Origin of the sequence: Xenorhabdus hominickii, from assembly GCF_002632725.1 — a bacterium.
GTDB lineage: Bacteria > Pseudomonadota > Gammaproteobacteria > Enterobacterales > Enterobacteriaceae > Xenorhabdus > Xenorhabdus hominickii.
Window position 1 is genome coordinate 30492 of sequence record NZ_NJAI01000006.1, and the last position, 13538, is coordinate 44029.

General features: G+C 41.2%; 12 protein-coding genes. 7 read left to right on the forward strand and 5 right to left on the reverse strand.

All coding sequences use genetic code 11. The features are described 5' to 3' along the window. Nucleotides 1-334: 334 nt before the first annotated feature. Nucleotides 335-1429 (reverse strand): site-specific integrase, encoded by a 1095-nt coding sequence (locus Xhom_RS17105; RefSeq protein WP_069315452.1) that lies wholly within the window; start codon nt 1427-1429, stop codon nt 335-337. Nucleotides 1430-1644: 215 nt separating this feature from the next. Between Xhom_RS17105 and upp the strand changes: the two genes are divergently transcribed. From upp to hda, 3 genes are all read left to right on the forward strand, one after another. Further along, a complete protein-coding gene (gene upp, locus Xhom_RS17110) occupies nt 1645-2271 on the forward strand; it encodes a uracil phosphoribosyltransferase (protein WP_069315453.1) in 627 nt (208 codons plus the stop codon). An 83-nt stretch (nt 2272-2354) separates the two neighbouring features. Next, nucleotides 2355-3665 (forward strand): uracil permease, encoded by a 1311-nt coding sequence (gene uraA, locus Xhom_RS17115; protein ID WP_099139822.1) that lies wholly within the window; start codon nt 2355-2357, stop codon nt 3663-3665. A gap of 1387 nt (nt 3666-5052) precedes the next feature. Continuing rightward, entirely contained in the window at nt 5053-5760 is a 708-nt protein-coding gene (hda, locus tag Xhom_RS17130) for a DnaA inactivator Hda (protein WP_069315457.1), read from the forward strand. 104 nt (nt 5761-5864) lie between these two features. On the opposite strand, the gene arsC is transcribed toward hda, so the two are convergent. Together arsC and bepA are read right to left on the reverse strand one after the other, a co-directional pair. Then, on the reverse strand, nt 5865-6221 hold the full coding sequence (gene arsC / locus Xhom_RS17135) for an arsenate reductase (glutaredoxin) (protein ID WP_069315458.1): 357 nt from the start codon (nt 6219-6221) through the stop codon (nt 5865-5867). Between the two features lie 12 nt (nt 6222-6233). After that, nucleotides 6234-7697, reverse strand: coding sequence for a beta-barrel assembly-enhancing protease (bepA, locus tag Xhom_RS17140; RefSeq protein WP_069315459.1), 1464 nt, complete (start codon nt 7695-7697; stop codon nt 6234-6236). Between the two features lie 147 nt (nt 7698-7844). Between bepA and Xhom_RS17145 the strand changes: the two genes are divergently transcribed. Further along, entirely contained in the window at nt 7845-8909 is a 1065-nt protein-coding gene (locus tag Xhom_RS17145) for an AI-2E family transporter (RefSeq protein WP_069315460.1), read from the forward strand. Between the two features lie 451 nt (nt 8910-9360). Here Xhom_RS17145 and bcp read toward each other — a convergent pair whose 3' ends face one another. Beyond that, a complete protein-coding gene (gene bcp / locus Xhom_RS17150) occupies nt 9361-9834 on the reverse strand; it encodes a thioredoxin-dependent thiol peroxidase (protein WP_069315461.1) in 474 nt (157 codons plus the stop codon). 14 nt (nt 9835-9848) lie between these two features. Further along, nucleotides 9849-10424, reverse strand: coding sequence for a glycine cleavage system transcriptional repressor (locus tag Xhom_RS17155; RefSeq protein WP_069315462.1), 576 nt, complete (start codon nt 10422-10424; stop codon nt 9849-9851). 238 nt (nt 10425-10662) lie between these two features. Between Xhom_RS17155 and dapA the strand changes: the two genes are divergently transcribed. The 3 genes from dapA to purC all read left to right on the forward strand — a co-directional run bounded on the left by dapA (nt 10663) and on the right by purC (nt 13474). Then, on the forward strand, nt 10663-11562 hold the full coding sequence (dapA, locus tag Xhom_RS17160) for a 4-hydroxy-tetrahydrodipicolinate synthase (protein WP_069315463.1): 900 nt from the start codon (nt 10663-10665) through the stop codon (nt 11560-11562). Nucleotides 11563-11578: 16 nt separating this feature from the next. After that, nucleotides 11579-12625: an outer membrane protein assembly factor BamC gene (gene bamC, locus Xhom_RS17165; RefSeq protein WP_069315464.1), complete on the forward strand. Its 1047-nt coding sequence runs from the start codon at nt 11579-11581 to the stop codon at nt 12623-12625. Nucleotides 12626-12760: 135 nt separating this feature from the next. Then, a complete protein-coding gene (gene purC / locus Xhom_RS17170) occupies nt 12761-13474 on the forward strand; it encodes a phosphoribosylaminoimidazolesuccinocarboxamide synthase (RefSeq protein WP_069315465.1) in 714 nt (237 codons plus the stop codon). The last annotated feature ends 64 nt before the right edge of the window (nt 13475-13538 follow it).

A 13538-nucleotide genomic window follows, 5' to 3' on the forward strand; every position in this document is an offset into this window, starting at 1 on the left:
GCAGGAAATAAGTAAAATTAACAAGTTACCTAAAGGTGGGATTTCTCACCTTTAACTCCTGCATGGTGCAGGCATCCTTCCGTTTCAAACGGAGCGATTAGATACCGTTCACTGCCGTCATTTGAAATCGCAGCAGTGTACTCATTTAACCCTTTATTTAGGGAAAACTAACTGTAGGGATTCCTTTAGCTTAAGGAGTCACCGATTTGGGAGGCTCTTCACTTTACTGGGCATGGGGACTATGAGACTTTTTTGGAAAATTCCAAAAAAGGTCGTCCGTGAGCCGAGAACCCTGATCAATATTGTTAATTGGGATTTGAAAGCCCTTTATAAATCACTCTTCTTTCTGCTGCATTAGCTTATTAAATTTTTTATGCAGTGACTTTGGATACAGTTCCGTGTATACCTGCCATAGAATATTGAGAGAGCGATGGCCTGTAACTTGGGCTACTTCTTCAATCGAGAACCCAGCTTCAAATAAACGGCTGGCTCCCTCTCTGCGCAGGTCGTGATAGCGGAGGTCTTCAATGTCTAGTTCGACACATGCTTTTTGAAAACCATGAGATATACTTGAGGATTTATAGGGAAATATCAGTCCACTCTCAGATTTAGGTTGCCTTTGAACAATATCCCATGCCTCCCCAAGCAAAGGCACAGACATATGATTACCCACTTTCTTTCTTGGGTCTTTTCTGTCCCTGACAATGACGGATCTTTGTTTATCATCTATATCATCCCACCTAATTTTGCACACCTCGCCTATGCGCATGCAGCTCAAAATTGAGAAATTGAGAATATCTTCATAAGGAATCTTACTTGTCCAATGATTCCCTTTTCTGCGTAATACCTCCATTACTCTCTCTAATTCCTCGCGTTCTGGCCTTCTGCTGCGTCGCTGGCTTTTACTGATCAATCCCATTTGCGTTAACAGAGGACGGGCTTCATGTGCGGGATTTGAGGTGTAGTCTATATCATAAACAGGTTTGGCTGCTTTTAAGACTGAGGACAAATAGGCGATATCATGGTTAATGGTGGCAGGGATAATTCCTATAGAATATCGTTGCTTGCAGTGATCAATAATGTGACTCACTGAAAACTCAGTTAGAGTAAGTTTTGCTAATTCACTATTTAACAATGCGTTCAATATGCCCTTCTTGGTTCTTCCTGCTTTCATACCCAGATTGGGATCGCTGATGTATTTGTGTAACAAATCACCCACGGTTAAATATTCGACCTCATTATTCGATGGTATCCCGTTCTGTTCCAATTCAGCTACCCGCATAGCACCCCAAGTTTTAGCGTGGGCTTGCTTTCCGAATGTACGGTTCTCTCTGTAAATATATTTACCGCCGGATTTAACACCCACAGTGCAGCGGTAACGGACAGTGCCGTCTGCACGTGGGCGTTTCTCTATGCTATAGTAGGCCATCTGTGATGTTCTCCTTGTTTAAATTTTCACAAAGCAATGGGGTGCTATGAGGGGTGCTGATAATACAAAAATAGCTCAAAACTTCTTTAAATGCACGAAAATCACCAAAAGTTGCAACTCAGTAAATTCAACGCAATAGCGAGATATGACGGGAATGTTAGCGTTTTATTTGAATATTTTTTTTATCTGCCGGCTATATACAGTAGGAGAAACTCATGAAGATCGTTGAGGTAAAGCACCCATTAGTGAGGCATAAACTTGGTCTGATGCGAGATCATGATATAAGCACCAAACGCTTTCGTGAACTGGCCTCAGAAGTGGGTAGTCTTCTGACATATGAAGCAACTGCTGATTTAGAAGTTGAAAAAGTGACCATTAACGGATGGTGTGGTCCGGTGGAAATTGACCAGATTAAAGGGAAGAAAATCACAGTAGTACCTATCCTGCGTGCGGGATTGGGGATGATGGATGGCGTACTGGAAAATATTCCAAGTGCGCGGATCAGTGTTGTTGGTGTGTATCGTGATGAAGAGACACTCGAACCTGTACCTTATTTTCAGAAATTAGTTTCTGACATTAGTGAGCGTATGGCATTGGTTGTTGATCCGATGCTGGCGACAGGGGGTTCCATGATTGCCACTATCGATCTGTTAAAAAAGGCAGGATGCCCTGTGATTAAGGTATTGGTTCTGGTTGCTGCTCCAGAAGGGGTTGCCGCATTGGAAAAAGCTCATCCAGATGTTGAGTTGTACACTGCCTCAATTGATGAGCGTCTCAATGAGAATGGATACATTGTTCCGGGCCTGGGAGACGCAGGCGATAAGATATTTGGTACGAAGTAACATTTTTAGCCGACTGGAAAGTCGGCTTTTTTTTGGTTTCTAGCAAGACAATATAGAGGACATACAGAATGACCCGTCGTACTATCGATGTACGTACAATTGGCGTAGATGAAAGGCCACCACTGGTGCAGACCATTCCATTAAGTTTACAACACCTATTTGCCATGTTTGGGGCAACCGTTTTAGTTCCCATCCTGTTCAAAGTCAATCCAGCAACCATCCTGCTATTCAATGGAATCGGAACGTTACTGTATCTTGTGATATGCAGAGGAAAAATCCCGGCTTACTTAGGCTCTAGTTTTGCATTTATTTCTCCGGTATTGCTGCTATTACCTCTGGGATATGAGTTGGCACTGGGGGGATTTATTGTTTGTGGTCTGTTGTTTTGTTTGGTTGCCCTGATTGTTAAGGTTGCAGGAAGGGGATGGATCAATGTGATGTTTCCACCTGCGGCTATGGGAGCCATTGTTGCGGTGATTGGTCTGGAGCTGGCTGGCGTTGCTGCTGATATGGTTGGTCTACGCCCAGCGACAGGGGCAGATATCAATACGGCTCATTTGACTATTTCAATGGTAACGTTAGGCGTGACGATATTAGGCTCGGTCATGTTTCGTGGTTTTATGGCGATTATTCCTATTTTGATTGGGGTGTTAGTGGGTTATGCATTGGCATTCATGATGGGAGAGGTTGATTTGACACCAGTACGCGAAGCTCCGTGGTTTGCATTGCCGACTTTCTATACGCCACGGTTTGAATGGTTTGCCATTATGACTATTTTACCCGCAGCTTTGGTGGTCATTGCTGAGCATGTTGGGCATTTGGTCGTTACCGCCAATATAGTACAGAAGGATTTATTAAAAAATCCGGGTCTGCATCGTTCAATGTTTGCGAATGGTTTCTCAACGATGGTTTCGGGTTTCTTTGGTTCAACGCCTAACACGACTTATGGTGAAAATATCGGTGTTATGGCATTGACGCGTGTTTATAGCACATGGGTGATTGGTGGTGCTGCAATATTGGCAATATTGCTTTCTTGCGTCGGTAAATTGGCAGCGGCGATTCAAATAATCCCTGTTCCTGTTATGGGTGGTGTTTCCCTGCTGTTATACGGTGTTATTGGTGCATCAGGTATTCGAGTTTTGATTGATTCGAAAGTTGATTACAGTAAAGCACAGAACTTGATCCTGACTTCTGTGATTTTAATTATTGGTGTCAGCGGGGCAAAAATTCAGGTTGGTGCTGCGGAATTGAAGGGGATGGCGCTTGCAACTGTTGCAGGCATTGGTTTGAGTCTACTCTTTAAGTTGATTAGCATTATCCGTCCCGACGAACCGTATATCAATTCTTCTGTAGAATCGATTAAAGATGATAAAAAGTGTGAAATAATAGGATAAGTTAGATTAGTCAAATTGATAAGAAAGGGCCTTTTCTAAAGCCCTTTCTATTTTCAGAAGTACAATAGGTAATTTAATATCTTTTTTTCAAGGCTATTTTAGCTAACCCATTGTATGTGTGGACTTGCTCTCTTAATTTTTCGACTATGATATCAGATAAATTATTTGGAACGGTATAATAGAAATTTCTATCTATATCGCGAATACCCAAGGAAAATATTTCTGATTTATTTATTTCACTAATATTATAAGGAATTTTATTATCATCTTTATTAAAGGTGTTAATTTTCCCATCCTTGTCAAGGAAAACTCATTCTAATATATCAAATTTTTAATTTTCTTGGATTATATGGAATATTTTTTCTCTCAAAGGAGAAAATAATGTACGGTATCTGTTCGTGTTGACTTTTTTGTTTTCGATGTCTTCGGCTATTATGAACATATTTTTCTCCTCCCATTCTATCATTTTAAATTTCCATTTATCAGAAAAATTTTTTCCTTTACAAATAATATCTGCCCAAGGGTCGCATATCCATGATTCTGGTTGAATACGTGAGAATGCTTCCTTCATCAATTTTTGGCTAATCTATACTGATAACGACATGATCATAAGGTTGTAGAGCTTCATATAGGATGAAATATATTATTTTGTTTGGGTTGGGATCTTCGTTCTTGTAATAATTAAAAATTTTCAATGAATGAAGCTTGATTAAATAATGAAACGCATAATTAGAGAGTTCGTCACAATTTCCGACAAGATTCATTTTGAATTTACTTTCATTGTAGCATTTATAACGTTGAGAGGATGTTTCTGTCCTTGTTGAGTACCTGCGTAATTTCTTAAGAACACTTTCTTTTTGTTCAATAGTATTCATTAGCTTATGTACTATGGGAGATTCATATTCTCCGACTTTATCAATTTTTTTGTTTCAAATTGAAATTTATTGAAAGAACCACCCACAAAAATGGTTTGAGTTTTCTTTATCACATTCTGTAATATGTTATTTATAAACATATTAACCTACTAGTAAAAGCAATTAAGATGGTTAAGTGAGAAATTCAGTAATGTGTCGTATTTTTACCAATAGCTTATATGGCAATGGGATGTGAAATAAAATTTGCACTGGGAAGCGCATTTCTAGCGAGTAAACAGAGTTGGTTTTGTTACAGGGGCTTTATTGGGAAACATGCTTTGATACTAGCCTCATGCCTAACAGAATGACAATATATAAAAAATAAATTTTTGCCATTCAATTGATTGTAAACTACCCATTTTATGGTGTGATTCGTATCGACAATAACCGCTCGTTTTAAACAAAGCATTCGTTTCATTTATAGAGACTTTTTGTGGTAGACTTAGCGCTGTTCGTTATCCATTCTGTTTGAGGTGCTTCTGAATACACCGTCGCAGCTTTCATTGCCATTATATTTGCCCGATGATGAAACATTTGCCAGTTTCTTTGCAGGTGAGAATACTTCCTTATTAGCTGCAATAAAATTGGCCATTAGTCAGTCACACGGTAGCTATATCTATTTTTGGTCCCGCGATGGCGGGGGCAAGAGTCATCTGCTTCATGCAGCCTGTGCCGAATTGTCCCAACAGGAAGAAGCCGTGGGATTTGTACCTCTGGATAAACGGGCCTATTTTGTTCCCGAAGTCCTTGATGGGATGGAGCATTTATCATTAGTGTGCATCGACAATATCGAGTGCATTGCTGGTGATCAGGAATGGGAGATGGCTATTTTCAATCTTTATAATCGGATTGTGGAGATTGGCCGAACTTGTCTTTTGATCACAGGTGATCGTCCTCCACGGCAGATTAATCTGACGTTGCCAGACCTAGCCTCTCGCTTAGATTGGGGGCAAATTTACAAATTACAGCCTTTGTCTGATGATGAAAAAATTCAGGCATTACAGTTGCGGGCAAAATTACGGGGTTTTGAATTACCTGAGGATGTCGGGCGCTTTGTATTGAAACGGCTCGATAGAGAAATGCAAACGCTATTTAAAACATTGGATGAGCTTGATCGGGCTTCCATCGTGGCGCAACGCAAACTGACCATCCCATTTGTGAAAGATATCCTTGAGCTTTGAGCAGATAAGGCAGAAAGGAAACGGGATAATAGTGAAAAAGTGATAGAGGATATACCTCTATCACTTTTTTGTTTGATTTTTATTTAATTGCACGGCAAAGGTGGCTAACCTAAGATCTCTTTAACTTGTTCTGGGGGACGGCCTAAACGCGCCTTATCACCGACAACAACAATCGGGCGTTCTATCAGTTTGGGATTGTCTGCCATTGCTTGAAGCAAGGCTTCTTGAGATAGCGAATCAACACCGAGATTTAACTCCTGATAGAGCGCTTCTTTGGTTCGCATTAATTGACGGGCATCGTTGAAACCGAGCTGTTCCAATAGCACTATAAGTTGTTCCACAGTGGGTGGTGTATCGAGATAGTAAATGATTTCCGGTGCAATGCCGAGATCTTCAACCAACTTGAGTGTTTCACGGCTTTTTGAGCAGCGGGGATTATGATAAAAAGTAACCTGTTGCATGTAAAAAATCCCTCATTTTTTATATTGGCTATAACTTTGTTGCAGTTGGCGCAATTGATCAATACGGGCATCATACCGTTTTTGATCATAACTCCCCAATTTTACCAATGCGCTGGCCTTACTGAGATATTCTATGGCCATGTCAAATTTGCCTTGTAATGCCATCGTTTCCGCGTAGGCAGCCAGTTCTTCATTGCGTTTCCCTTGTTTCCCGGCGGATTCCATTAATAGTTGCCACCCAATGAGATCGTCAGGGTTATTGAAAGTATAGCGAAATAGAAGTTGTGATGCTTGTGGGTATTGCTTGGCTTCAAGGTAGGTATTAGCAAGATTGATTTGCAATATTGGGTTACCTTTCTGGGTCTTGAGTGCGTCCTGCAAGCGGTTAATAGCGTTGGCATACTGTTTTTGTTCGATATCGATATCTGTCATCGTATCAATAAACCAAATATTATCGGGCTGTTTATCCAGTAATGGCGTTAATATTTTTCTGGCTTCAGAATAGTTTTTATCTTTAGAAAACAAAATAGCGTGCCCATAAGCCGCCGCAAGCTGCTCTTTGGTGGTTCCTTGGCTATATTTATTCAGCAATAGCTCAATATCAGGACGTCGCTCGGTTGAAAACATTGTCAGGATACGAACACGGGCAAACAGGAAATTCTGAGACTCAGTAACCGTCTTAGTGGGATATTGATTTGCTCTGTTACGGGCATCAGCTAAACGGCTGGCAGGTAATGGGTGAGTATAGAGTATTTCGGGAAGTTTGGAGCTGTAGCGAGATTGGTCTGCCAGAATTTGCATGAAGGCCGGCATGCCATGTGGATCAAATCCTGCCCGGCTGAGAGTCCGCATACCAATGCGATCAGCTTCCTGTTCGTTCGATTGGGTGAAGCTGATCATGCCTTGCTGGAAACCAGCAAGTGTGCCGCTAAGTGCGGCCATACCAGCCTGTGGACTGGCCATCATGAGCAGAATGGAACCCAGTGCGCCAGCCCAAGCGATTGGACTTTTACGCTGTTGATCTTCCATCAATCGGGCTAAGTGTCGTTGTGTTACATGGGATATTTCATGCGCAATGACGGATGCCAGTTCACTCTCTGTGCGGCTATAACGGAACAGGGCTGAGTGAAGCACAACATTACCACCAAAAAATGCGTAGGCATTAATATTGGGGTTATTGATTAAATAGAAGTGAAAAGGTGTTTTTACTGAATCAGCGTGATTAACTAACTTCTGACCTAACTTATTAATATATTGCGTTAACAATGGATCATAAATCAGTGGAGCTTGGGCTCGTATTGAACGGATATATAAATCGCCCATGACCATTTCTTGATTGATACTGAGAGTCGCACCTGCTGTGGTGCCAATATCAGGTAGAGCATCTTCAACCGGTGCGGAGAAAACAGAAGTATTGCCACATAATAGCAGGCTGATAAATATAGCCACCAGATTTTTTTTTAGCGTTTTTCTCATAGGACCATTCTCATAAAACAGTGTGCTCCAATTAGCTATCAATTTCATGAATACGTGTATGATAGCAGAGGGTAACTTAAAATCCGCCAATCTTAATAAGTTTTAGTAAAAATAATCATTGAGTACTGCTGTCAAGGAGTTGTATTTATGTTGGATATGATCATGCAATGGTATCGCCGCCGTTTCACTGATCCACAAGTTATTGCTTTATCGATAATTTTGTTGGCTGGATTTGGAATCATCTATTTTTTTAACGGAATTCTGGCTCCTGTCCTTGCCGCCACTGTGCTAGCTTATTTGCTGGAATGGCCAACAATGCAGTTAGAAAAACTGGGATGTAGCAGAACGCTTTCTGTTTCCATCGTATTAGCAATTTTTATGAGTATCAGTGCATTAGTTATCCTGATTGTCGCTCCGACCGTCTGGCAGCAAGGATTAAACTTATTTTCTGATATCCCGAATATGATCAACCGTTTTAATGAGTATGCTCATGCTTTACCTTCCCGTTACCCTGTACTGGTCGATGCCGGGATTATTGATATGATAGCTGCGAATCTTCGCAGTAAACTTTCTCTGGCCGGAGAATCCGTTTTTAAATTTTCAGTAGCATCACTGATTGGCTTATTAACGCTTGCTATTTACTTGATCCTTGTTCCTTTGATGGTGTTTTTTCTGTTGAAAGACAAAAACCAAATGGTGATGGCATTACAGCGCGTATTGCCGCGCAACCGTGGTTTGGCAGGAAAAGTATGGCATGAGATGAACCAGCAAATTACCAATTATATCCGTGGTAAAGTGACAGAAATGGTCATTTTGACTATCTGTACGTATGCAGTATTTGCCTTCTTCGGATTGAATTATTCCTTACTGCTTGCGGTATTGGTCGGTTTGTCAGTACTCATTCCTTATATTGGTACTGTACTTGTTACTATTCCTGTCATTGTTGTAGCACTATTTCAATGGGGGCTTGGAACTGATTTCTGGACACTGTTCATCGCATATTTGATTGTGCAGGGGTTAGACGGAAACCTGCTTGTGCCAATCCTTTTTTCAGAAGCGGTTAATCTTCATCCGCTAGTTATCATCCTTTCTGTTGTTATTTTTGGTGGATTATGGGGATTCTGGGGAGTTTTCTTTGCCATCCCACTGGCTACGTTAATCAAAGCCGTCATTCATGTTTGGCCGGAAGATAAAATTGAAGAAGAAATATGATAATCCACAGTCAGTATTGCTGGTGGCTATGGTGGAATATGTTAAGTCTATATTAAAGCTATATTAAAGTTGTATACCCAATGGATTTCAAGATGCAGCCCTTATGTCTTAGGAACGAATCCCCAAGAGCATAGCGAACTATGTGACAGGGACGTAAGCGTGGCCAACAAAGCTGCAACTTGAAAGACGAAGGGTATAAACGGAAATAAAGATAAGGTGTGGGGATGAGGTCATTATTGGGTTTGCCTCTGGCCTATATGTTTGGAGTGTCATCACAGGATTAAATCCACCTACGGTAACGGAAAGTGCGTCATATTATCCGCAAGTTGCTGCTCCATGTTATACCAGCCATAGTCTTAGCTTTTCAGGAACGTCGCCGATGGCGTTAATATTCATCCCCGCTCTCAACTTTGGTTGCGGGGATGAATTATACTATCTGATTATTATCGAATTACAGTGGATGCTGTTTTAAGTAATTCAGTACAACTTGATGATGATCACTGGTTTTGAATTTATCAAAAACATGTTCAACATCGCCTTGTGGGTTAATTAAGAAACTAAGGCGATGAATACCATCATAGGTTTTCCCCATAAACCGCTTTTCTCCCCAAACACCAAATTGTTCGGCAATCTGATGATCAACGTCAGAGAGGAGCGTGAAATTTAGCATCTCTTTCTCAACAAAGCGGGATAATTTTTCCGGTGTATCCGTACTGATGCCCAACACTTCAATATTGATGCTTTTTAGTTCTGCCATTGTGTCACGTAAGCCACATGCCTGAACTGTGCAGCCTGGCGTCATTGCTTTGGGATAAAAATAAACTAAAACACGCTGACCTTTGAAGTCAGATAAACTAATAGTTTCACCATCTTGGTCAGGAAGACTGAATTGAGGTGCCTTATCACCGGCTTTCAATGGATTCATCGCGTATTCTCCGTTTACTCGTTTTGATTTGAATGATTTTGGATACTACTATGATTTTGGATACTAATAGTGCCTTGTGCATTTAATTCTGTACATAGGTGATGAAAAGTTTCTTTAAATATAGTGCCGTTATCATCCAATGGATGATGGCCTGTAATTTGAATTTGCAGGCGAGCAGACATATCTTCTTTGGCAGAATGGGTTTTTGATACCAGTTCAGCGATATTGAGATTTTGGGCCGTGAATAAACTGGTAAAACGTTCAACAATCCCCGGTGAATCATCCACGTCCACTTTGACGGTAATCGTCGAAGGAAATGTTTTCTGGGCACCACATCGGGTTCTTTTCATCACTATAAGTAGCTCAAGTTCTGCACCTTTCTGTGGCAATGTAGATTCGATCAAGGTAATGGCATTCCAGCTTCCAGATAGCAACATGATAAAGGTAAATTCTTCGCCAAACATTGCTAGACGGCTATCTTCAATATTACAGTCGCATGAACTGACAAGGCGGGTTATGGTATTGACGATGCCGGGACGATCTGTACCAAGGGCCGTTATCACTAAAAAGTGTTGTTCTGATGTTGGCAAAGCGATTTTCCTTTATATTGTAGTTGGTGTGTCTGCTGTGTTTAAACATAAAAAATCATCAAGAGAAGGTCAATCGCATTTGTTAAAGGAAGTACGATTATAATTTCTGTTTAATCGTCTACACTAGGTATTAACAAAATTCATTGAAATCGCGTGCTTAAAGAGTTTTCTTCTGTATTACAAGAAAGTACCATGAGTTTCTCATTTGCGGTTAAGTTAATTAAAGGTGGAGATGGCAATGGTGAACTCTCATACTGGATTTACAGGCAGCATGGTTGCGTTGATAACTCCGATGGATTCAGTCGGTCAAATTGATAAAGCCAGTTTGAAAAGGTTGGTGGATTATCATATCGCTAATGGTACATCTGCGATTGTGTCTGTTGGAACAACGGGTGAATGTGCAACGCTTAAACATGATGAGCATGTTGATGTCGTACTGACAACACTGGAATTGGCTGATGGGCGCATTCCAGTGATTGCAGGAACGGGTGCAAATGCGACGGCAGAAGCTATTTCATTAACTCGTAGTTTCGAAAACACGGGTGTTGCGGGTTGCCTGTCAGTGACACCTTATTATAATAGACCGTCACAGGAAGGTTTATATCTGCATTATAAAGCGATAGCCGAAAATACTGACTTACCACAAATACTGTATAATGTGCCGTCTCGTACCGGATGTGATTTGCTGCCACCGACAGTCGCTCGCTTGGCGAAATTGAAAAATATTGTTGCAATTAAGGAAGCAACGGGGAACTTAAGTCGGGTCAGTCAGATCCAAGAATTGGTTAATGATGAAAATTTCATTCTGCTAAGTGGTGATGATGCAAATTTTGTCGATTTCATGCAGCTTGGTGGTAAAGGGGTTATTTCTGTGACAGCGAACGTTGCAGCAGCGAAAATAGCACAAATGTGTGAATTGGCTGCACAGGGTGAATTTTTGAAAGCTCGTAACCTGAACACTCGACTAATGGAATTGCATCATCAATTATTTGTTGAACCTAGCCCGACGCCAGTCAAATGGGCCTGCCGTCAACTGGAGTTAATTGCTGATGACACACTGCGTTTACCCATGATTCCGCTAACGCAGGAAGGGCAAATTTCAGTTGGTAAGGCCATGAAAATGGCTGGATTACTGTAAAATTTAGGGAATTTTAATGGCAACATTATTGCAAAAATCGAAGGTCATGAAGGTTGCTGGTCTGTCATTGGTAGTTTTTTTGGCAGCCTGCACCAGCGATCAGCGCTATAAACGTCAGGTAAGTGGGGATGAATCCTATATTGAAACGCCCCCGCTGAAAATATTGAACATCCCTGCGGGAACGGAATTACCGTTACAAAACGGCGAATATAATATTATGCAAATACCTTCAATGGGTAAAGTGGGCAAAGAGCTGGATATTCGCCCACCATTACAAACTCTTGCATTATTGACGGGTTCCCGCGTTGAGAATAGCGCTCAAAGCAGTAAGTTGTTGCTTGAAAATACCTCGGAATACAGCAACTTGTGGGCACAAGTAAAGAATTTGTTGGCGAAGAAGAATTATCCGGTTAGCCAGGAAGATGATTCTGCAAAAACATTGACGACTGATTGGATTACATGGTCACGAGCAGATGAAAATGTTCCATATCAGGGGCGTTACCGTATTTCGGTTACACAACAGGGTTACCAAGTAGTGCTATCTGTGTCAAATGAAGGCTTGAAACATGGTGAAGGAAATGTCACCAATCCTGACGAAATCCAGCATTATAATGTGTTAATGTTTAATGAATTGGTGAGTGGCTTAAGTCAGCAACAGGAGGCTGCGAGCGAAAGCGGTGCGAAAGACTCTGGTATATTATCCGTACAAAGCGGTAGCGATAATACTGGGCTGCCGCAAGTTATTGTTCGTGCACCATATAATGTGGTTTGGAATAGATTGTCATTCATATTGGAAAGCATTGGTATGCAAGTAACGGATCGTACCCGCTCAACGGGAGCGATCGCCGTGACTTATAAAGGACGTAGCTCTTCTGATTGGAAAGCTCTGGGTGTTGAAGCTCCTTCTATTAGCGAAGGGAATTACAAGCTACAGGTTGGTGACTTGGATAACAGAAGTAGCCTGCAATTTATTAGCGAGAAAGGCAAACCGTTGACTCAGTCTGAAAATGATCAAATGGTGGCTGTGCTGGAAGCCGCATTTAGCAAATCTACAAGCAAGTAATACATATAAAGGGGCCTAGGCCCCTTTATATTTTTTGGTGGAGTTTTTTGTTTAATTTTTTACAGTGATACCCGGTAGATTTCGGGTTGCTCGAAAGGTGAAAGGTATCAAGACGTCATATCTCTGGAGTGTAAGATGCAGAAAAAAGCTGAATTGTATCGTGGAAAGGCGAAAACAGTATATGCCACTGATAATCCTGATTTACTTGTGCTGGAATTCCGAAATGATACATCAGCATTGGATGGAGAACGCATCGAACAGTTTGATCGCAAGGGCATGGTGAATAATAAATTCAACCATTTCATTATGAAAAAACTGGAAGAAGCGGGCATTCCAACGCAAATGGAGCAGTTGCTGTCAGATAATGAATCCTTGGTGAAAAAACTTGATATGGTGCCTGTTGAGTGCGTTATTCGTAACCGTGCTGCGGGTTCTCTTGTGAAGCGTCTGGGAATTGAAGAGGGGATAGTGCTGAATCCACCATTGTTTGATTTGTTCCTGAAAGACGATGCTAAACATGATCCGATGGTTAATGAATCCTACTGTGAGACATTTGGTTGGGTGAGTAAAACACATTTGGCTGAGATGAAACAGCTAAGCTACAAAGCCAACGAGGTATTGAGTAAATTGTTTGATGATGCTGGTTTAATTTTGGTGGATTTCAAACTGGAATTTGGTTTATTCAAGGGCAAAGTGGTATTGGGGGATGAGTTTTCACCAGACGGCAGCCGTTTGTGGGATAAACAGACGATGGATAAAATGGACAAAGACCGCTTCCGTCAGAGTCTTGGTGGATTGATTGAAGCATATGAAGAGGTTGCACGCCGTATTGGTGTTATTTTGGACTAGTGACGCAAACGATTACTTATCTTAATGACTGGGATATACAGCCTGTGAATATCTAGTATTTGGT

Excerpts from the sequence above, each read along its gene's own strand:
- Xhom_RS17105 (WP_069315452.1), bottom strand. The coding sequence starts at position 1,429 with ATGGCCTACTATAGCATAGAGAAACGCCCACGTGCAGACGGCACTGTC.
- upp (WP_069315453.1), top strand. The coding sequence starts at position 1,645 with ATGAAGATCGTTGAGGTAAAGCACCCATTAGTGAGGCATAAACTTGGT.
- arsC (WP_069315458.1), bottom strand. The coding sequence starts at position 6,221 with ATGCAACAGGTTACTTTTTATCATAATCCCCGCTGCTCAAAAAGCCGT.
- bepA (WP_069315459.1), bottom strand. The coding sequence starts at position 7,697 with ATGAGAAAAACGCTAAAAAAAAATCTGGTGGCTATATTTATCAGCCTG.
- Xhom_RS17145 (WP_069315460.1), top strand. The coding sequence starts at position 7,845 with ATGTTGGATATGATCATGCAATGGTATCGCCGCCGTTTCACTGATCCA.
- bcp (WP_069315461.1), bottom strand. The coding sequence starts at position 9,834 with ATGAATCCATTGAAAGCCGGTGATAAGGCACCTCAATTCAGTCTTCCT.
- dapA (WP_069315463.1), top strand. The coding sequence starts at position 10,663 with ATGGTGAACTCTCATACTGGATTTACAGGCAGCATGGTTGCGTTGATA.
- bamC (WP_069315464.1), top strand. The coding sequence starts at position 11,579 with ATGGCAACATTATTGCAAAAATCGAAGGTCATGAAGGTTGCTGGTCTG.
- purC (WP_069315465.1), top strand. The coding sequence starts at position 12,761 with ATGCAGAAAAAAGCTGAATTGTATCGTGGAAAGGCGAAAACAGTATAT.